Origin of the sequence: Mesorhizobium sp. M6A.T.Ce.TU.002.03.1.1, from assembly GCF_003997275.1 — a bacterium.
GTDB classification, from domain to species: Bacteria; Pseudomonadota; Alphaproteobacteria; order Rhizobiales; family Rhizobiaceae; genus Mesorhizobium; species Mesorhizobium mediterraneum.
Window position 1 is genome coordinate 176,954 of the sequence record NZ_RZTI01000001.1, and the last position, 18,834, is coordinate 195,787.

Here is an 18,834-nt window from a genome sequence, read left to right on the forward strand (position 1 = left end):
ATTAACCTTTTGTTTCCTATGCTTGTTTAGCGTGGCTTAACGAATGGCTGACCGCGCGTCCAAGCCGCCAGGGGCAAGCTCCACGACAATGGTCGACAGGCAAAACCGTGAAGATTGGAAGCGCGAGCGATCCTTGCTGGCGCTCGGCCAGGCGATGCGCGGCGAAGATGACGCTGAACCATCGCTGGTTTCGATCGGGGACCGGGCGGACCCGTCATGGCGCGAGGATGCCGCCACGCGCCATCGTCTCGCGCGCTCACGCCGGGAGGCGCGAGCGCATCCGGAACTCTCCGCAGCTCCGGAGCCCTCGGCACCCCAGGAACGCCCGGTAGCTTCGGAATTCTCGGCAGACGATGAAACAAGCCAGCCTCGAGCCGACTATGCATCCGCTTCGGCCGCCCGGATACCGCTTGAGACCGACGAGGCCGTTGAAGCAGACTATGCGGAAGCCAGGCTGCGGAAGGAGCCGGTTGCTGCCGGTGTTTCCGGGGACCGCCGTTTCGATGCCGATCCCCGACATGCCGCGTTCGAGCCTCGATACACCGGTGACGAGCCTCGATATGCCGCATTCGAGCCTCGATATGCCGCATTCGAGTCCCGATATGCCGATGACGAGCAACGGTCTTCCCGCGACGACGGACAAGAATGGAGGCCGTTGATCGATCCGATGCAGGTCGTCCGCGGCATTGCCCGGTCGAAGCTGCTGATCGTCGCCATGACCATACTGGGCGCCACGCTTGGCGTCGCGATCGCGCTGTCGACGCCGAAGAAATACGAAGCCACCGCTGAGCTGATCGTCGACCCGCGCGACCTGAAACTCACCGACCGCGATCTTACCCAATCAGTGGTTGCATCCGACGCCACGCTGGCCATCGTCGAAAACCAAGTTCGCGTGCTCACCTCCGGCACTGTTCTCAACAAGGTCGTGGACAAGCTTAATCTCGTCAACGATCCGGAGTTCAACGGGCAAGATTCCGGCGGCCTGGGCGTGATGACGCTCATCCGGTCGATCCTGTCGCGCAATGACGAGCCGGGTGCCGATGCGGACCGCCGCCGTGCGCTGGCCGTCGGCAATCTGGCCGAAAGCCTTTCGGTCGAGCGCGGCGGCAAGACCTTCGTCATCTCCGTCAGCGCCACCACGCAAAATGGCGAGAAGTCGGCTCTCATTGCCAACACGATGACGGACGTTTTCCTGCAGACGTTCGGTCAGATCCAGTCCGACACCGCTGGCCGCGCGACCAACGAGCTGACCGGCAGGCTCGACGAGCTGCGCAAGGGCGTGGAAGTGGCCGAGCGCAAGGTCGAGGATTTCAGGGCCACGCATGACCTCGTCGACGCGCAAGGTCACCTAATCAGCGACGACGAGATGCTCAAGCTCAACCAGCAGCTTGCCATCGCCCGCGCGCGCACGCTGGAACTCAACGCCCGTGCGGCGTCGGCGCGCTCGATCGACGTGAATTCTGTTCTGAGCGGCACCTTGCCGGAGGAAATCAACTCCAACACCATGAGCGAATTGCGCTCGCAATATGCGACGCTCAAGCAGGAGGCCGACCGCGCCGCGATCCGGTTCGGGCCGCGCCATCCCGAGCTCCAGGCGCTTAATGCCCAGCTTGCCGGCTCGCGCGATCGTATCGACGGGGAACTGCGCCGCATCGCCTCTTCGCTGCAGGTCGACCTGAAGCGCGCCGTGCAGCTCGAACAGGATCTGGCCTCCCGGCTGGCGCAGTTGAAGGTCCGCAGCGGCGACGTCAACAGCGACCTAGTCACCCTGCGCGAACTGGAGCGCGAGGCCGCCGCCAAACGCTCCGTCTATGAGCAATATCTTCTGCGCGCCAAGGAGACCGGCGAGCAGAAGGACATCAACACCGCCAACATCAACGTGATCTCCAAGGCCTTCGCCCCGCTCGAGCCAAACGGACCGTCGCGCGCCGTGACGGTGCTTGCCGGCCTGCTGGCGGGCCTCGCCTCTGGTGTCGGTCTTGGCGCCGTGCGCGGTGCCTATGCGAGCCTGCGCGAAACCGCCAATGCGCGGCCGCGTCGCAGGACGGCCGAGCGCCCGACACCCATTGAAGACAAGGGATACCAGGCGTCACCGCCGCCCGCTCCGCCAGTCGAGGCCACCAGGCGTTCAGGTCCGATCAGCGCGCTGCTGTCGGCGGTGAGCAACATCGCGCCGGGCAAGGCACGCAGGGAAGACTCTGCCAACACGCATTCCGGTGGTTCAGCCAGTGGCTCACCGGCAATCGCCGAAAGCGCGAAGCGGAATCCCGTCTATTCCGCTCGCCCGGAACCGGCGTCTCCCTTCGCGCCGCGTCGGCCTGCGCCTGCCGGCAACGAGCAGTCGCAAGCCGAGCAGGGCGCCTATGCTTCGCACCCGCAACAGATGTATCCGGCCCCGCCAATGCAGGCGTACCCCTATACGCAGCCGCCGAAGCCCGATGCCGGGCAAGTGCCTTATCCGCAGCAGCAGTCGATCTATCCCCGAGCCCCATGGGACAAGGCAAATCAGGCTTCGGAAGCCGCTGCACAGCAAGCCTCTATCGAGGAAATCCGAGCCAGCCTGCGCGAATTCCGCGAAGCGGTTCGCGAACTCACCGAAAGCCGATCGGGCCGCCGCTATTTCTGAGCGCCGAATAAAAGCCCTAGGTTTCGAGTTAACGGCATAAGACGGCGCTTTGACGGGATTGCCCAGCCGCATTTTCGTGAAAATGCCGCCCGAAGAAGAATGATGTTGAAGGTGCTTCATGGCCGAGTTGATTGACGGAAAACGCATCGCCGAAGACGTGGTGCAGCGGGTCAAGGCCTTGACTGTCGAGCTGATGGAAAAGGGCGCGCAGAAGCCCGGTCTCGCCGTGGTCATCGTCGGCGAGGATCCGGCCAGCCAGGTTTACGTCGCCTCCAAATCCCGCACCGCCAAGGAATGCGGCTTTCATTCGGTCCAGCACACGCTGCCGGCCGAGATCTCCGAACAGGAGCTGCTTGATATCATCGGCGAACTCAACGCTGATCCGGCCATCAACGGCATCCTGGTGCAGCTGCCGCTGCCTGGCCATGTCGATGCGGGCAAGGTCATCCAGGCAATAGCGCCGCAAAAGGATGTCGACGGCTTCCACTTCATCAATGTCGGCAAGCTCGGCACCGGCGAACTGGAGACGGCGTTCGTGCCTTGCACACCGGCCGGCTCGATGCTGCTGATCGAGCGCGTGCGCGGCAAGGATCTTTCCGGCCTCAATGCGGTGGTCGTCGGCCGCTCCAACATCGTCGGCAAGCCGATGGCCAATCTTTTGCTCGCCGCCAACTGCACCGTCACCATCGCGCATAGCCGCACCAAGGACCTGGCTGCACTGGCGCGCACCGCCGACATTCTCGTTGCCGCTGTCGGGAGACCTGAAATGGTCAGGGGTGATTGGGTCAAATCCGGTGCTACCGTCATCGACGTCGGCATCAACCGCATCGCGGCGCCCGAAAAGGGCGAGGGCAAGACCCGCCTGGTCGGAGACGTCGCCTATGCGGAAGCGGCGAAGATGGCCGGCGCCATCACGCCGGTGCCTGGCGGCGTCGGACCGATGACCATTGCCATGCTGATGGCCAACACGCTAGCTTCTGCCTATCTCGCGGCCGGGTTGAAACGGCCCTCCTTCTGATCCTGGAAAGCGCAGCTTTGCCGAACCTCACTGTTCCCTCAGAGCGGCCGGTCACGAACGATCCCGTTCAAGGCGGCCGGCAGTTCGGGTTCCTGCTGGTCGACAAGTTTTCCATGTTCTCGCTGGCTGCGGCAATCGACACGTTCCGGTCGGCGAACCGGCTGCTCGGCCGCGACTTCTATGGCTGGACGACGGTGTCGGCCGATGGCGATGCCGTCATGGCCTCCAACGGCCTGCCGCTCAAGATCGACTACGCTGTCGCCGATCTGCCGCCGGTCGATATCCTTTTCGTCTCGGTCGGGCTGACGACGGAGTTTCCCGGCAAGAGCAAGGTGCTGGCAGCGCTGCGCAGCTGGGGCCGACGCGGCAACGCGCTCGGCGCACTCTCGGTCGGCTCCTATCTGCTCGCCGAGGCAGGCCAGCTCGAAGGCTATCGCTGCACCATCCACTGGGAAAACCGCGCCGGCTTCGTCGAGCGGTTTCCCGACATCAACTGCACCGGCAATGTCTTCGAGATCGACCGCAAGCGCTACACCTGCGCCGGTGGCACCACTTCCATCGACCTGATGCTGGAGATCGTGCGCGGCGATTTCGGCTCCAGCCTCGCCAACGGCGTCGCCAACCAGTTCCAGCACGAGCGCATCCGCTCCGCCGGAGACCGCCAGCGCGTCGGCCCTGAGCGCGACCTGACCGGCAAATCGGAAAAGCTGCGGCGCATCGTCGAGCTGATGGCCGATCATCTCGACGAGCCGTTGTCGGCGGTGCAACTCGCCAAGTCGGCGGGCCTGTCGGTGCGCCAGGTCGAGCGCCTGTTCCTGCGTCACCTCACAGTGACGCCCGGTCGCTATTATATGCGGCTCAGGCTTGAGCGCGCGCGCGAATTGCTGCGCCAGACCAACATGCCGATCCTCGACGTGGCGATCGCCACCGGCTTCACCTCACACTCATATTTTGCCCAGAGCTATCGGCTGCAGTTCGGCCGGCCGCCTTCCGAAGAGCGGCGCACGACGTATTGAGGGGTTTGGCTCAAGGGCCGACCCTCCCACACCCTGCGTCCGGGCTTGTGTCCTAGTGCCGCGTCAAATAGCTTCCCGGAACTGACGGTGACTGACTGGGGGAGATTTTCATGGCGGGACTTGCACGGAGCCTCGCCGCGGCGATGCTCCTGTTGTGGATGACGACGCCCGGCCATGCCGCCGACCGTGTCGTCATCGTTCTCGACGCTTCCGGCTCCATGTGGGCGCAGATCGACGGCAAGCCCAAGCTCGAAATTGCCCGCGAATCGCTTCGAACCGTGCTGCAGTCGGTCCCCGCCGACAAGGAAATCGGCTTCATGGCCTATGGTCATCGCGAGAAGGGCAGTTGCGAGGACATCGAGCTCATCGTGCCGCCGCAAGCCGGCTCGGCAGGTGCTGTTTCCGCTGCCGCCGACAGTCTGAAATTCATCGGCAAGACGCCGCTGACCGCGGCCGTCAAGCAGGCGGCCGAGGCGCTGAAATACACCGAGGACAAGGCCACCGTCATCCTGATCACCGACGGGCTTGAGACCTGCAATGGCGACCCGTGCGCGCTCGGCAAGGAGCTGAAGGCTGCCGGTGTCGACTTCACCGTCGACGTCGTCGGCTTCGGCCTGACCGCGGACGAGGGCAGGCAGGTCGCTTGCCTCGCCGACAACACCGGCGGCAAATACATCCAGGCGTCCGACGAGCAAGCGCTACAGAACGCATTGGTCGAAACTATCGCCGCCGCGCCTGCACCGGCGCCCGAACCAGCGCCTGCGCCGCAACCGGCGCCGGCTCTCGAGCCGGAAAAGCCAGAGTTCAACTTCGTGCCGACCGTGGTGCTAGCCGAGGGTGGCGATCCCGTCACCGACGGCAATTCCTGGGAGATCTACAAGGCGAGCTCCGACGGCACGCGCGGCGATTACGTCACCACCGAATACGGCGCCTACAAGGGCAATCTGGAACCCGACGACTACATAATTGTCGCACGCGATGGCGAGGCCAGGACCGAACAGAAGCTCAAGGTCGAGGCGGGGCAGGTCTATAAGCCTATCTTCGCGCTGAATGCCGGCACGCTCATCATTCACCCGCGGCCAAGTGAGGGAGCGGATGTGGCCGATGGCGCAGCTGTCGTGATCGTCTATCCGGGCGTCGATACGCCCCCGACTTATTATGGCGACACGAAAGTCGTGTTGCCGGCCGGCGACCAGAAAGTGACGGTCACGATTGGGCAGGGCGAGGTTACCGAAACCATCTCGCTCACGGCCGGCAGGGTCATCGACAAGGATATCATCGTCGGCGTCGGCCACGTCGTCGCCAACGCCTACTATGTCGCCGGCGGCGACAAGGCCGACGGTTCGGGCATCGGCTTCAAGGTGTTCAAGGCAAAAAAGAAGATCGACGGAACGAGGGAAGAGGTGACTTATGCCTATGGTCCCGACAGCAAGTTCGATCTGCCGCCCGATGACTATGTGTTGATGGCGACGGTCGACCTCGCCGTCGCCGAGCAGCCGTTCAGCGTCAAGGCCGGTGAGAATCAGGATCTGAAGATCGCCATCAATGCCGGCGTGCTGGCGATCACCGCGCCAGGGGCCTCGAAGATCGAGATTTTCGATCCGAAAAAGGACATCAACGGCAACCGCAAATCGCTCGGTTACGCCTATGACGAGAAGTATCAGGCGGCGCTGCCGGCCGGCGACTATGCGGTCGTCTCGGAGAAGTTGGACAACAGCTCAAGGGAAAGCACAGTGACGATCAAGGCCGGCGAGCGAGCCGAGCTGACGGTGCAGTAGGGACGTAATTCGACGCCGGCAAAAGGGCGGCCCGCCAGCCACGGCATTGCGCCGCCCTTTTTTCACTGCAGTGCGAGTTCCGCCACGTTGTTTCCGAAGGCGCTGGCGCCGTGATCGGCACGGCCGACCATTTGCCGGAACCCAGCGAAAAGCTCGCGGCCGAAGCCGAATTCATTGGCGATAAGATCGCTGTCCGCCGCCCGTCGCAGTGCGAAATCGCCGGCCGGCACCAGCACTTCCAGCGTTCCGGCCTCGGCGTCGAGCCTGATGATATCGCCCTCATGGATCCTGGCGATCGGCCCGTCCTCGACCGCTTCCGGCGTCACGTGGATGGCCGCCGGCACCTTGCCGCTCGCGCCCGACATGCGTCCGTCAGTGACCAGCGCCACATGCTGGCCGCGATCCTGCAGGACGCCGAGCACGGTGGTCAGCCTGTGCAGCTCCGGCATGCCATTGGCTTTCGGCCCCTGGAAGCGGATGACGGCAATGAAATCGCCGGTCAATGTGCCTGCCTTGAACGCCTCGTTGAGCCCTTGCTGGCTGTCGAAAACCTTTGCCGGCGCCTCGATGATGCGCCGCTCCGGTTTCACGGCGGACGTCTTGATGACGGCGTGGCCGAGATTGCCCGAGAGCATTTTCAATCCGCCCGTTGGCTGGAACGCTTTCTTGAACGGCGCCAGCACCTTCTCGTCGCCGCTTTCGCGGGGTGAGGCCTCGCGCACCACGCCGCCATCGGCGCCGAGCTTGGCTTCGACCGCATAAGGCCGCAGGCCTTCGCCCCAAACCGTCTGGACGTCCTCGTGCAGGATGCCTTCGTCGAGCAGTTCGCGGATCAGGAAGCCGAGCCCGCCGGCCGCATGGAAATGGTTCACGTCGGCAAGGCCGTTCGGATAGACCCGCGCCAGCAGCGGCACGGCTTCCGAAAGGTCCGAAATATCCTGCCAGGTGATGGCGATGCCGGCCGCGGCCGCCATGGCGATCAGATGGATGGTGTGATTGGTCGATCCGCCGGTGGCATGCAGGCCGACGATGCCGTTGACGATCGAGCGCTCGTCGATCATCCGGCCGACCGGCGTATAGGCGTTGCCGAGCGCGGTGATCGCCAGAGCCCGCTTCGTCGCCTCTCGGGTCAGCGCGTCGCGCAACGGCGTGCCGGGGTTGACGAAGGAGGCGCCCGGCGTGTGCAGGCCCATGATCTCCATCAGCATCTGGTTGGAGTTCGCCGTGCCGTAGAAGGTGCAGGTTCCTGGTCCGTGATAGGATTTGGACTCGGCCTCGAGCAGTTCGGCCCTTCCTGCCTTGCCTTCGGCATAGAGCTGGCGGACCTTGGCCTTTTCGTCATTGGGCAGGCCTGTCGTCATCGGCCCGGCCGGGATGAACACCGCCGGCAGATGGCCGAAGGTCAGGGCTGCGATCACCAGCCCCGGCACGATCTTGTCGCAGACGCCGAGATAGACGGCCGCGTCGAACATGTTGTGCGACAGGCCGATCGCCGTGGCCATGGCGATCACGTCGCGCGAGAACAGCGACAGCTCCATGCCGGGCTGGCCCTGCGTGACGCCGTCGCACATCGCCGGCACGCCGCCGGCGACTTGGGCAATGCCGCCGGCCTCGCGCGCCGCGTCTTTGATCAGCGCCGGAAAAGTCTCGAAAGGCTGATGTGCCGATAGCATGTCGTTATAGGAGGTGATGATGCCGAGGTTCGGCACTTGGTCGCCGCCAAGTGCCACCTTCTCCGAAGGACTGCAGACGGCAAAGCCATGGGCGAGGTTGCCGCAGGAAAGCACGGCCCGGTTGGCGGTGCGGTTCGAGGCCTCGGCGATGCGGCCGAGATAGGCCTCGCGCCCGGGTCTGGAGCGTTGGCGGATGCGCTCGGTGATGGCTTCGATGTCGCGTCTCGCGGTCATGGCGTCGGTCCTTTCAGGCGAGGTCCCGCAAACACCGTCCGGCTATCTGCCGGGACCCTCGGCAAGTTGAAATCAGGGTGCCCAGAAAACCTCTACGGGCCTCTCGGCTGCGTCGAGCACGGCGCGAATGGGTTTTCGCGTTCCCGATGCCATTGCACTCTCGAATGCTTTGCGCTTGTCCTCGCCTTCGATATGCAGTGCGATGAAGCCGGCTTCAACGATCCGCGCCAGCGACAGCGTCAGGCGCGGCTCGCCGGCGCTTGTTGCGTGAACCGGGAGCACAACCCTTTCCGAGGACGGGTCGAGCAGTTTTTCCAGATTGTCGGCATCGGGAAAGAACGATGCGGTATGGCCGTCGGTTCCCATGCCAAGCACGACGACATCGAGCGGCCAGGGCAGCGACCGCACCATCCTGCTATCGGACTCCGACGCATCCTCGATGGTTGCTGCCTCTTCGTAGAGCGGCACGAAACGTGCGGCTGCGGCCGCGTTTTGCAAAAGATTGGCGGCGACCAGCCCGGCGTTGGAGCGCGGAGACGAGGACGGCACGCAACGCTCGTCGACCAGCGTCACCGTGACCTTGTTCCAGGCGATCGGGATATTCGAAAGCGATGCGAAAAATTTCGCCGGCGTCGTGCCGCCGGAAACGGCGAGCAATGCCGTGCCGCGCTCAGCTATTGCATTGGTCAGGCGGCCTGCGACGTGGCCGGCAAGTGCTGCCGCCAGGTCCTGGCGTCCGGCAAACGCGTGCCAGCTGTAGGCGGCGCTGTTCAATTGCTCTCGTGCCATGTCCGCCCGTCGCGTTCGATCAGCGCAATCGAGGCCGAGGGACCCCATGTGCCGGCCGTGTAACCCTGCGCCTCTTGCCTTCCGCTTTCCCAGGCATCCTGGATAGGGTCGATCCATTTCCACGCCGCCTCGACCTCGTCGCGGCGCATGAACAGCGTCTGGTTGCCTCGAATGACGTCCATGATCAGCCGTTCATAGGCATCGGGCGCGCGGCCGTCGAAGGATTGCGCAAAGCTCATGTCGAGCGGAATCTGGCGCAGCCGCATGCCGCCCGGCCCCGGATCCTTGATCATGATGAACTGCTTGACGCCTTCGTCGGGTTGCAGCCTGATGACCAGCTGGTTGGCGGAGATCGGTCCGGCGCTGTCGCCGAAGATCGAGTGCGGAATCGGCTTGAATTCGATGACGATCTCCGAGACGCGGGTCGCCAGCCGCTTGCCCGTCCTGAGGTAGAACGGCACGCCCGCCCAGCGCCAGTTGCCGATCTCGGCCTTGAGCGCAACGAAGGTCTCGGTGTTGCTGTTCTTGCCGAGCTCCTCGACATAGCCTTTCACCGGCCCGCCGGCCGAGGCCCCGGCACGGTACTGGCCGCGCACCGTGTGCTTGGGCGCTTCGTTGCCGTTGATGCGTTTCAGCGCGCGCAACACTTTCAGCTTTTCGTCGCGCACGGCATCGGCATCCATCGACGACGGTGCTTCCATGGCGACGAGACAGAGAAGCTGCAGCATGTGGTTCTGCACCATGTCGCGCAACGCGCCGGCCTTGTCGTAATAGGTGACGCGATCCTCGAGGCCGACCGTCTCGGCGACGGTGATCTGGACATGGTCGACATTGGCGGAATTCCACAGCGGCTCGTAGAGCGCGTTCGCAAAGCGCAGCGCCATCAGATTCTGCACCGTCTCCTTGCCGAGATAGTGGTCGATGCGGAAGATCTGGCTTTCATGGAAATCATCGCCGACCAGATCGTTGAGCGCGCGCGCCGAGGCGAGATCGCGCCCGATCGGTTTTTCCAGCACGATGCGCGAGTTCGGCGTGATCAGCCCGTTCTCTTTCAGCTTGTGCGAGATGTCGCCGAACAGCGCCGGCGCGACCGCCAGGTAGAAGGCGCGGATGCATTCGCTGTCGCCGATCGCCTTCTTCAATTTGTCGAAGCCCGCGCCAGTGGTCGCATCGGCCGAGACGTAGGAAAGCCGGGCAAGGAACGTCTTCAGCTCCGCGGCGTCGATATCGGCCGGTCTCACATGGTCGGAAATCGCCTGCCTGGCGAAATCCCGAAATTCCTCGTCGGTCATTTTCGAGCGCGACGTGCCGATGATGCGCGTCGGTTCGGAAAACTGATGGTCGCGCTGGCGATGGTAGAGCGACGGCAAAAGCTTGCGTTCCGACAGATCGCCGGTGCCGCCGAAAATGATGAAGTCGAAAGGGTCGACGGGAATGATCTGGCTGGTCATGGTCTGTCCGCTTTGACGCCGGTCGCTGTGACGCGGCTGATATAATCTAATCGATTTAGATTTTCCAGTGCCACGGCGTCACACCCCAAGGCCAATCGGCCTTTACCGATTGGTCCTGATGTGTGCCCTTGACACTGGCGCAACCCGGACGCTTGTCGGCGAGGGGGTTCCGGGAGGCCTTCGCAGATGCAGCATAAAGCGGGACCGAGCTGAAAGCCAAAGGAGAAATCGAGAGTATATTGATCTTTCGGCCGCCATCGCCGGCGGTTGGCCGAGCCATCGTCTTCAATCATGAGTGAGAAAACAATGCGCCTGGAAAACAAAGTTGCCATCATCACCGGTGCCGCGTCAGGTTTCGGCGAAGGCATGGCCAAGCGTTTTGCCGAAGAGGGCGCGAGCGTCGTTGTCGCCGACCTCAACGCCAAGGGCGCCGAACGCGTCGCCAACGAGATCGGCCGCGCGGCGATCTGGACCCAGACCGACGTCTCGTTGCGTTCCGAGTTCGACGAGATGGTCCATGCGGCAAAGAGTGCCTTCGGCCGCATCGACATCATGGTCAACAATGCCGGCTACACCCATCGCAACGGCGACATGCTGGATGTCGACGAGACGACCTTCGACCTGATCACGGCCGTCAACATGAAGGCGATCTACCACGCCGCTCTGGCGGTCGTGCCGATCATGGATCGGCAGGGCGGCGGCGTCATCCTGACCACGGCCTCGACGGCCGGCATCAGGCCGCGGCCCGGCCTTACCTGGTACAACGCGTCGAAGGGCTGGGCGATCACCGCGACCAAGTCGATGGCGGTGGAGCTCGCGCCCAAGAACATCCGCGTCAACTGCCTGTGTCCGGTCGCCGGCGAGACCGGCATGCTGGGAAAATTCATGGGCGCCGACACGCCGGAAATCCGCGAGAAATTTCGCGCGTCGATCCCGCTTGGCCGGCTTTCGACGCCGCTCGACATAGCCAACGCGGCGCTCTGGCTGGCGTCGGACGAGGCGGCTTTCATCACCGGCGTGGCGTTGGAGGTCGATGGTGGACGTTGCATCTGAGCCCTCCGGCCATATCGGGCTTCAACATGCCTGGCTTCAATTGACTTGACCATCCAGCGAAAGGCATAAGACGGCGATAGGGTGGGGGTTTGGTGGCGCGATGAACGCTAGATTGCGGAAAGTTCGCGAAGACCTGGGGCAACGTCTCAGAGTCTATAAAGCAAGACGCGCTCGGGCAAAAAGCAGCGCGACTTTCATCGGCATTACCGGCAGTTCGGGTAAGTCGACGGCAGCGAGTTTGCTCGGACACATACTGGCCAGCCATGGCTCAGTCTATGCACAGGTTCTCGCCAACACGATCAAGTCGCTGGTAAGCACGCTTTACAAGCGCATGAAGACTGATGGTGAGGTCGACTACGTCGTTTTCGAAGCCGGAGCCCATGGGCCCGATACGCTCAAGCCGATGGCGGATATGTTGCAGCCGCATGTGGCTGTGGTCACCATGGTTCGCCTCGAACATTTTACAGCTTTCAGGACCCTGGAGAACGTCGCCGGGGAAAAGCGCGCATTGGTCGATGCGCTGCAGCCGGGCGGCTTCGCTCTGCTCAATGCGGATGATCCCCATGTGATCGGCATGGCTTCCGCCACTCCGCATCGCGTCGTCACTTTCGGCCTGTCGGAACAGGCCGACTACCGCGTGACTAATGTCCATGCCGCCTATCCGGATAGGCTGGCGCTGGCCGTCCATTGGCGTGGCGGCGTGCTAGAGCTGAAGACGCCGTTCCCAGCCGAACATTTTTGGCTGCCGACCGCCGCAGCAGTCAGCGTAGCGCTGGAGCTTGGCGTTCCTCCCGAAAAAGTGGCGGCAAGGGTGGCGACATTCCAGCCGCTGCCAAATCGATGCCAGGTGCTCATCACCAATGGCGGTCCGCAATTCATCGTCGACGCCGCCAAGTCGCCCTGGCATTCGATCAATCTTGCGTTCGACATGATGGCCAAGGCCACTGTCGAGCGGAAGCGCATCGTTCTGGGGCAGATTTCAGACTATGCGGGCTCGACCAGAAAATACCATTACGCCTACAAGACGGCGCGAGAAATCGCAGACCAGGTCATCTATGTCGGCGACAATGCGCATCGCTCTGGAGCCGGGCAAGACGATCGTGACGCCGGCCGCTTTCACGAATTGCGTATGCCCAAGGAGGTCTCGGACCACATCAAGCGGACGGCCGTCGCCGGTGAGCTCATTTTACTCAAGAGCTCGTCCCGTCTTCACCTAGAGAGGATCGCGCTGGCCTGGAAGCACGACGTCAAATGCTGGGTTCCCGTCTGCGGCAAGCGGGAAGGCTGCGATACGTGCGGTCTGTTCGAAGTGCCGTTCGAAGAGCATCGCAGCCATGTCAGGGAACGCAGGCATGCCAGACGATGGCAACGCTTTCGGCGTCTGCTCGGCCGCCAACCATAGTACGGAAGCCATCTGAGCCCGACCAGCCCTACGCGCCAGTCTTGATAAAGCTCTTGTAGATCCAGCCGCGTTTGCCGTTGTAGACGATCTGGCACCATTTCTTGCAGCCCATCACCTGAACCGAGGTCTTGGCGGGAACGGTGACTATGGGGGCCGCATTCTTCTTCGGTCCGGTGCGCATGGTGACGGCCCTTAGGATGCGTCCGGTGTCTGCCGCGCTCACTTTCTTGGCCTCGACCTTGGCTTGGGTGCCATCGTTCTGCGTGGCCGCCGGCAATTGCGGCTTAGCAGTGGGAATGGCGGCGGTTTGCGCACCGTCCGGCGCCGTCTTGTTGGGAGCCGCGACTTTGGCAAGCAATGCTGCGGCTTTGTTTTTCGCTGCCGGATCGGCGAATGCCGCCGCAGTGGACGGCTTGTCTGCCGTTGGTTCGACTTGGCCCGCCATCTGGCCGGATGCGGTCTTCTGCCTCGATCCTGTCCAGCGAGGATCATTGGGCGCCAGCGCCGGTATCTCGGCCTCAGCCGCAACCACCGCCGGCGAAACCGCATCGGCCTTGCCCGTGGCCGGCTGCACCGCGGCGACCGTCGAGGCAGCCGCCGGCACGATCTTCGTCGTTTTTACCGGAACGCTTGGAACGATCTGCTCGGGGCTCGCGACAGCTTGTCTCTCATTGGCCGGCAATGCCAGCCATAGCGCCACCGCGGCCACGCCAAGCAGCGCTGCTGTGCCAAGCGCGGCGATTACCAGATGCAAGTTCGACCGGACTTTCTGCCAAAACCTGGGCCTCATGTCGTAGCCAAACTGCATCGCAAAGCGCCGTCGTTCCGGCGCGCCGAAACTGAAGGGCTCTCTCACTCTTGCAACCTCCATTTGCGGGCCGACGTTCAATGGAAAACCGGCGTTAGATCGGTCCCAAAACCAAAAAGCGGGCAGGCCCGCAAATTCCCCCGTTTAACTGCCCACGGCCCTCATCTTTTGCCTGCGATTGTGGCATCACTGCGCCCTTGCACGGAATTCTGCATGTTCGCGAGGGATTCTGCAACCTGTGGTTAGATCCGGTCCCTCAAGGCATACCAATTGAGCGCAAGAAAGAGCAGGGGTGCGCGGAAGCGACGGCCACCGGGAAAGGCCGGGATTTTTAGATCCTCGATCAGCCTCAGCCGGTCCCGGTTGCCGGCAACGGTTTCGGCATAGAGCTTGCCGAAAAAGTTCGACAGCATGACGCCGTGGCCGGAATAGCCGCCCACCGAGATCACATTGGGCATCACCTCGCGCACAAAGGGTTTTCTCGGCATCGTGATGCCGACATAGCCGCCCCAGCCATGGGATATCTCGACATCCCTGAGGTCAGGGTAAAGCTCGGCGATCTGCCGGCGGATGTGGACATGGATGTCTTTCGGATGGTTGACGGCGTAGATCTCGCGCCCGCCGAACAGCAGCCGCCCATCCGTCGATTTGCGGAAGTAGCGCACGACGAAGCGGGAATCATCGACCGCCTCACCGCCCGGCAGCACTTTTGTGTCGGCCCCGAGCGGCACCGTCGCGCCGATGAAGGAGCCGATCGGCATGATGTGCGCGGCACTGATCGGCTCGAGCGTGCCGCCATGGGCGTTGACGCCGATCAGACATTTCTCGGCCGATATCGTGCCTTTCGGCGTCGTCACTTTCACCTTGCCGCCAAGGGACGCGATGCCGGTCGCCGGCGTCTGCACGAACAGCTGCGCGCCCGCCTGCGCAGCCACCTTTGCCGTGCCGATCGCCAGCTTCAGCGGATGGATGTGCCCTGTGCCGGTGTCACGGGTGCCGCCGAAGTAGCGCGTCGAGCCCAACCGCTCCGCCGTCTCCCTCGCGTCCATGAAGGTGATGTGCGGATAGCCGAAGCGGTTCGCCATGATCTCGGCATGCGCCTTATAGTCGTCGACATAGCGCTGCTTGTGCGCCACCGACATCTGGCCGGGCATGTAGTCGATCTCGATCTTGTTGACGGCGGCGAATTCGAAGAGATGCGCCTTGGCCTCTTCGGCGAGGTCGAGCAGCGCCTTGGCGCGGGAAAAGCCGTATTCCGCTTCCAGTTCCTCGGCCCAGGCGCGCTGGCCGGTGCCGAGCTGGCCGCCATTGCGACCCGATGCGCCGTCGCCGAAACGATGCGCTTCGATCAGCACGACATTGCTGCCGGCCTTAGCGAGATGCGCCGCCGCCGACAGGCCGGTGAAGCCGCCGCCGACGATGACGACATCGCATGTCCGATCGCCGTCGAGCGCCGGATATTCGGGCCGTGGGCCGGCCGTGTCCTCGTACCAGGAGCGGCCGGGGGAGATTGGGGATTGGTAGGGCATGATGACCGAGTAGGGGAGTAGGGCAGTAGGGCAGTAGGGCAGTAGGGCAGTAGGGCAGTAGGGCAGTAGGGCAGTAGGGAAGCTATTCGGCTGACAGTTTGCGGATTAGAAGTCGAAGAAGCTTTCCCACACTTTCGGTACTCGACAACAATGAAGTCGCTGTAGCTTTCGGTGCGATACCGATACGCTCAGCGATCATAAGCTGAGTTTCTAGTTCTTTCAGTGATCCTTGAGCAATACGGAGAAATTGTTGATAGGAGCCTCGGATCTCTCTGCCATAGCCTTCCGCTATGTTCGCCGGTACCGAAGTTGCAGCGCGCCGCACTTGGCTGGTCAGTCCATAAAGTTCCTCTTTCGGCCAGGATTTCGTCGCGCCGTAAACCGCCACCGCAAGGTCCATTGCCTGCTGCCAAACAATTAGATCCTTGTAGGAACCCGTTTTCTCAGCCATTTCCCCTACTCCCCTACTCCCCTAAACATTTAGCAGCAGATACTCCCGCTCCCACGGGCTGATCACTTCCATGAAGGTCTCGAATTCCGCCCGCTTGATCGCCGCATAGGTCGCGGCAAACGACTTGCCGAGCAGCGCGCAGAGTTCCTCGTCGGCTTCCAATAGGTCGACGGCTTCGAGCAGGCTGCGCGGCAGGTCGATCTCGGCATCGTTGGCGGTGGTGAGGACAGGCGGCTCGGCCTCGATCTTGTTGGTCATGCCGATCAGCCCGCAGGCGAGCGATGCGGCCAGCGCCAGATAGGGATTGGCGTCGGAAGAGGGGATGCGGTTCTCGACGCGCCTGGCCGCCGGGTCGGAACGCGGAACGCGGAACGCGGTGGTGCGGTTGTCGTAGCCCCATTTGTTGTTGACCGGCGCCGAAGCCGACTGGGTCAGCCGGCGGTAGGAATTGACATAGGGCGCAAACATCACCAGCGCGTTCGGCACGTGTTTCTGCATGCCGCCGATGAAATGAAAGAAGGCCTCGGTTTCCGAGCCGTCCTCGGCAGAAAAGACATTCCTGCCAGTTTTCTTGTCGATGATCGACTGGTGGATATGCATGGCCGACCCAGGCTGCCCCTGGATCGGCTTGGCCATGAAGGTAGCATAGATATCGTGCTTCAGCGCTGCCTCGCGGATGGTGCGCTTGAACATGAACACCTGGTCGGCGAGCTCGATCGGATCGCCATGGCGCAGATTGATCTCGAGCTGGCCGGCGCCTTCCTCGTGGATCAGCGTATCGATCTCCAGGCCCTGGCTTTCGGAGAAATGGTAGATGTCGTCGATCAGTTCGTCGAACTCGTTGACGCCGGCGATCGAATAGCCGGCGCCGCCGCCGATCGCTCGTCCCGAACGCCCGACCGGCGGCGTCAGCGGGTAGTCCGGATCGGGATTCTTGCGCACGAGGTAGAACTCGATCTCGGGCGCCACCACCGGCTTCAGCCCGCGCTTGTCGTAAGCGGCAAGCACACGCTTCAGCACGTTGCGCGGCGTGAACTCGACCGAGCGGCCGTCCTGGTGGACGAGGTCGCAGATGACCGCCGCCGTCGGGTCCTCTTCCCACGGCACCACGGTCAATGTCGAAAGATCCGGCATCAGCTTGAGGTCACCGTCGTCCTCCGGATAGTGGAAGCCGTTGCCGTCCTCCGGATAGCCGCCGGAGATCGTCGTCATGAACACCGCCGAGGGCAGCGCCAGCGAGGTGTTTGAGGTGAATTTCTTCGACGGCATCATCTTGCCGCGCGCAACACCCGCCTGATCGGGCGTGATGCACTCGATATCCTCGATGCCGCGCCACTCCAGCCAGGCGCTGACTTCCTTCCAGTTCTTCACGCCGCGCTGATTTTTCACGAAGGCAGGCGTGCGGATACGTCCTCCGCGGCTCGACGGACGGACTTCCTTTTTTGCAGGCGGCATCATTCACCAGATTGGGTTGCGGATTTTGGAGTATAGTCGTGGGCGGTGATGGAAGGGAAGGGGAGCCGGCCCTGCGTTCGTCTGGCAGTTGAAAACCGCTTCGAGCAGCTTAGGTTCGACGCAAATTAAATGACCTCGGTGAAGACGTCGAATGCAGAACAATCATGAATTGACCACGATCGGCTTCGATGCCGACGATACGCTCTGGCAGAATGAGCAGTTCTTCCGCATCACCGAGAGGCGCTTTGCCGCGCTGCTCGCCGATCATGCCGAGGAGGGGCACATCTCGGCAAGATTGTTGGAGGCGGAGAAGCGCAACCTCGCCGTCTACGGCTTCGGCATCAAGGGGTTTACCCTGTCGATGATCGAAACGGCGATCGAGATTACCGGGGGCCGGGCGCCGGCCTCGGTCATCGCCGAAATTCTTGCCGCAGGCCGCGAGATGCTCGGCCATCCGATCGAGCCGCTGCCCCATGCGCGCGAAACCGTGGAAAAGCTGGCGAGCGCATATCGCCTGGTGCTGATCACCAAGGGCGACCTCTTCGATCAGGAGCGCAAGCTGGCGCAATCGGGTCTCGGCGACCTGTTCGACGCCGTCGAGATCGTCAGCGACAAGAGCCCCGCCACTTATACCAGGATATTCAGCCGCCATGGTGACGGCGCCGAAAAAAGCATGATGGTCGGCAATTCGCTCAAGTCGGATGTGGTGCCGGCCATCGAGGCCGGCAGTTGGGGCATCCACGTGCCGCATGAATTGACGTGGGTGCTGGAACATGTCGAGCCGCCGGTCACCGCGCCTCGCTTCCGCCAGATAGCCGATCTCTCGGAACTGCCCCGGCTGATCGAAAACATCGGGAAAGCCGGCTGATCGTCTTGGCGTCGGGCCGGGTGCTGGCTAGTTACGTCCGAGTTCGACCAGGCGGTCGATCACCGGCTGCAGTCGTTCGGTCGTGATCGGTTTGACGACCACCGCATCGACGACGCTCGACAGACCGAGGCTCTCTGGTGTGCCGTTCTTGGTCGAAAGCAGGATCACCGAGGGGAGCGACTTGCCAGAAGTGCGTCGCAGCGCGTCGATACCCGACATCAGCGCGTCGCAGTCCTTGTTGTCCGCGCCGCCGTCGAGGACGACAGCTCCGGGAATGAGCGATCGCAACGTCGTTGCTGCCGTCTCGGGCGATTCCGAGATCGGCTTGAGCCCGGATCGTTCGACGATTTTCGAAACCACCACCCGGTTGACCGGCGACTTTCCGACGACGAGCACGCGGGTGAAATCCGTGAGCATCTCGGGATCCACATTCCGGCTCACCAAACTCAGGTGGTTTACAGTCTTGGTATCGCGATTCACGGGGCGCATGAGCGGGGCGGGCACTCGACTGGTTTCAATGCAGGGTTGAAACTTTAGAGACAATTGCCGTGAGATCGCTGCCTATGTCAAGCTGAAATGGCGAACATCGAGAATATCGCAAGAAACGTTAAAATTTAAAGCAAGTTCTGTTTTTTGCCCGTATGCAAACTGGCCGTGCAAACGCAAATCACCTGCGCAGAGAC

General features: G+C 62.7%; 15 protein-coding genes. 7 read left to right on the plus strand and 8 right to left on the minus strand.

The window, feature by feature from the left end; translation table 11 throughout:
- Nucleotides 1-88: 88 nt before the first annotated feature.
- The 4 genes from EOC93_RS00845 (at nt 89) to EOC93_RS00860 (ending at nt 6,438) form a co-directional block, all read left to right on the plus strand.
- Nucleotides 89-2,626, plus strand: coding sequence for a GumC family protein (locus EOC93_RS00845; RefSeq protein WP_127203604.1), 2,538 nt, complete (start codon nt 89-91; stop codon nt 2,624-2,626).
- A gap of 118 nt (nt 2,627-2,744) precedes the next feature.
- Nucleotides 2,745-3,644 (plus strand): bifunctional methylenetetrahydrofolate dehydrogenase/methenyltetrahydrofolate cyclohydrolase FolD, encoded by a 900-nt coding sequence (folD, locus tag EOC93_RS00850; RefSeq protein WP_127203593.1) that lies wholly within the window; start codon nt 2,745-2,747, stop codon nt 3,642-3,644.
- Between the two features lie 17 nt (nt 3,645-3,661).
- A complete protein-coding gene (locus EOC93_RS00855) occupies nt 3,662-4,660 on the plus strand; it encodes a GlxA family transcriptional regulator (protein ID WP_095483530.1) in 999 nt (332 codons plus the stop codon).
- Between the two features lie 110 nt (nt 4,661-4,770).
- Nucleotides 4,771-6,438, plus strand: a complete 1,668-nt coding sequence (locus EOC93_RS00860) for a VWA domain-containing protein (RefSeq protein WP_127203594.1) — start codon at nt 4,771-4,773, stop codon at nt 6,436-6,438.
- Nucleotides 6,439-6,500: 62 nt separating this feature from the next.
- Here EOC93_RS00860 and edd read toward each other — a convergent pair whose 3' ends face one another.
- From edd to zwf, 3 genes are all read right to left on the minus strand, one after another.
- Nucleotides 6,501-8,345 (minus strand): phosphogluconate dehydratase, encoded by a 1,845-nt coding sequence (edd, locus tag EOC93_RS00865; RefSeq protein WP_127203595.1) that lies wholly within the window; start codon nt 8,343-8,345, stop codon nt 6,501-6,503.
- 72 nt (nt 8,346-8,417) lie between these two features.
- Complete coding sequence (pgl, locus tag EOC93_RS00870) at nt 8,418-9,134, minus strand: 6-phosphogluconolactonase (RefSeq protein WP_127203596.1); 717 nt, start codon at nt 9,132-9,134, stop codon at nt 8,418-8,420.
- On the minus strand, nt 9,116-10,585 hold the full coding sequence (gene zwf, locus EOC93_RS00875; protein ID WP_126103655.1) for a glucose-6-phosphate dehydrogenase: 1,470 nt from the start codon (nt 10,583-10,585) through the stop codon (nt 9,116-9,118). The genes pgl and zwf overlap by 19 nt, the downstream gene beginning before the upstream one ends.
- Before the next feature lie 306 nt (nt 10,586-10,891).
- Between zwf and EOC93_RS00880 the strand changes: the two genes are divergently transcribed.
- On the plus strand, nt 10,892-11,638 hold the full coding sequence (locus EOC93_RS00880; RefSeq protein ID WP_126103654.1) for an SDR family oxidoreductase: 747 nt from the start codon (nt 10,892-10,894) through the stop codon (nt 11,636-11,638).
- Nucleotides 11,639-11,738: 100 nt separating this feature from the next.
- A complete protein-coding gene (locus EOC93_RS00885; protein WP_095483536.1) occupies nt 11,739-13,040 on the plus strand; it encodes a Mur ligase family protein in 1,302 nt (433 codons plus the stop codon).
- A gap of 28 nt (nt 13,041-13,068) precedes the next feature.
- Here the strand turns inward: EOC93_RS00885 and EOC93_RS00890 are convergent, their stop codons facing one another.
- The 4 genes from EOC93_RS00890 to EOC93_RS00905 form a co-directional block, all read right to left on the minus strand.
- Nucleotides 13,069-13,896 (minus strand): SH3 domain-containing protein, encoded by an 828-nt coding sequence (locus EOC93_RS00890; RefSeq protein WP_164759002.1) that lies wholly within the window; start codon nt 13,894-13,896, stop codon nt 13,069-13,071.
- Nucleotides 13,897-14,090: 194 nt separating this feature from the next.
- The gene (locus EOC93_RS00895) at nt 14,091-15,377 is read right to left on the minus strand and encodes an FAD-binding oxidoreductase (protein WP_127203598.1); all 1,287 of its coding nucleotides are present in this window, start codon (nt 15,375-15,377) and stop codon (nt 14,091-14,093) included.
- A gap of 82 nt (nt 15,378-15,459) precedes the next feature.
- Nucleotides 15,460-15,828, minus strand: a complete 369-nt coding sequence (locus EOC93_RS00900) for a four helix bundle protein (RefSeq protein ID WP_095483539.1) — start codon at nt 15,826-15,828, stop codon at nt 15,460-15,462.
- 21 nt (nt 15,829-15,849) lie between these two features.
- A complete protein-coding gene (locus EOC93_RS00905; protein ID WP_164759003.1) occupies nt 15,850-17,286 on the minus strand; it encodes a glutamine synthetase family protein in 1,437 nt (478 codons plus the stop codon).
- A 148-nt stretch (nt 17,287-17,434) separates the two neighbouring features.
- On the opposite strand from EOC93_RS00905, the gene EOC93_RS00910 reads away from it, so the two are divergent.
- Nucleotides 17,435-18,151: an HAD family hydrolase gene (locus EOC93_RS00910; protein ID WP_095483540.1), complete on the plus strand. Its 717-nt coding sequence runs from the start codon at nt 17,435-17,437 to the stop codon at nt 18,149-18,151.
- A gap of 27 nt (nt 18,152-18,178) precedes the next feature.
- Here EOC93_RS00910 and EOC93_RS00915 read toward each other — a convergent pair whose 3' ends face one another.
- Complete coding sequence (locus tag EOC93_RS00915) at nt 18,179-18,640, minus strand: response regulator (protein ID WP_126107244.1); 462 nt, start codon at nt 18,638-18,640, stop codon at nt 18,179-18,181.
- Between the last annotated feature and the right edge of the window lie 194 nt (nt 18,641-18,834).